This is a genomic window from Pseudomonas sp. SWRI68 (assembly GCF_014269165.1).
Lineage (GTDB): Bacteria > Pseudomonadota > Gammaproteobacteria > Pseudomonadales > Pseudomonadaceae > Aquipseudomonas > Aquipseudomonas capeferrum.
Genome location: NZ_JABWRU010000053.1, coordinates 1 through 1,255 on the forward strand (window position 1 = coordinate 1; position 1,255 = coordinate 1,255).

Annotated in this window: 1 protein-coding gene; it reads left to right on the top strand. The window is 59.7% G+C overall.

Going from position 1 to position 1,255, the window contains the following annotated elements:
• Window positions 1–1,255: immunoglobulin-like domain-containing protein (locus HU770_RS26735; RefSeq protein WP_346769589.1), on the top strand; the 1,255-nt coding region annotated here is incomplete at both ends.

The window sequence follows — 1,255 nt, forward strand, 5'->3', positions numbered from 1 at the left end:
GGTCACCATCACGGCCGATCAGGTTTCGGTCGCAGAGAACGTGAAGCCGACCTTCACCGTCCACATCAACACCGCGTTGGCGCACGACCTGGTCGTGACCCTGAGCAACAACGCCACCGTCACCATCAAGGCGGGCGAAACCAGCGCGCCGTACAGCCACGATGCACAGGGCGACGACGTCTACAAAGATGCTGGTGAGATCAGTCTGGGTATCAAGTCCGCCGTCGATGTCGATGGCCGTGCCTTCGAGAACTTGCAGCTGGGCGACGCGGCGTCGGTCAAAGTCACCGACACCACCGACGATGTCATTGCCAAACTGACTGCTACCCCTTCGGTGACCGAAGGTGGCGAGATCACCTATACCGTTACGCTGACCAACAAAGACGGTCTGCCGATCGACAACCACGCGCCGTTGTACTTCACCCTGAGTGACGGCAAAACGGTCATCACTGTGCCGGCTAACAGCACCAGCGGTTTCACCACCGTGACTGCACCGGACAACGTTTACGTTGGCACCAACGCGCCGGTAGAGCAGAGCCTGCAATCGGTCAGCGGCGCTGATGCGTGGAAGTTCGAGAACCTGGTTCTGGACAAGACCCCGGTCAGCACTACGGTCACCGACGAGCCGGGTACACCAGGCAACGAAGGCGACGTGGTCAAAGTCACCATCACTGCTGACCAGGTCTCGGTTGCCGAGAACGTCAAACCGACCTTCACCGTCCACATCAACACCGCGTTGGCGCACGACCTGGTCGTGACCCTGAGCAACAACGCTCAGGTCACCATCAAGGCTGGTGAGACTTCGAGCGAGCCTTACACCCACGATGCGCAGGGCGACGACGTCTATAAGGACGCCGGCGAAATCAGTCTGGGTATCAAATCGGCAGTAGACATCGATGGTCGCGCCTTCGAGAACCTGCAACTGGGCGACGCGGCGTCGGTCAAAGTCACCGACACCACCGACGATGTCATCGCCAAGCTGACCGCTACCCCTTCGGTTACCGAAGGTGGCGAGATCACCTACACCGTCACCCTGACCAACAAAGACGGTCTGCCGATCGATAACCACGCGCCGTTGTACTTCACCCTGAGTGACGGCAAGACGGTCATCACTGTGCCGGCCAACAGCACCTCGGGCTTCGTTACCGTTACCGCGCCTGACAACGTTTACGTTGGGACCAACGCGCCGGTAGAGCAGAGCCTGCAAGCAGTCAGCGGCGCTGATGCTTGGAAGTTCGAAAACCTGGTTCTGGAC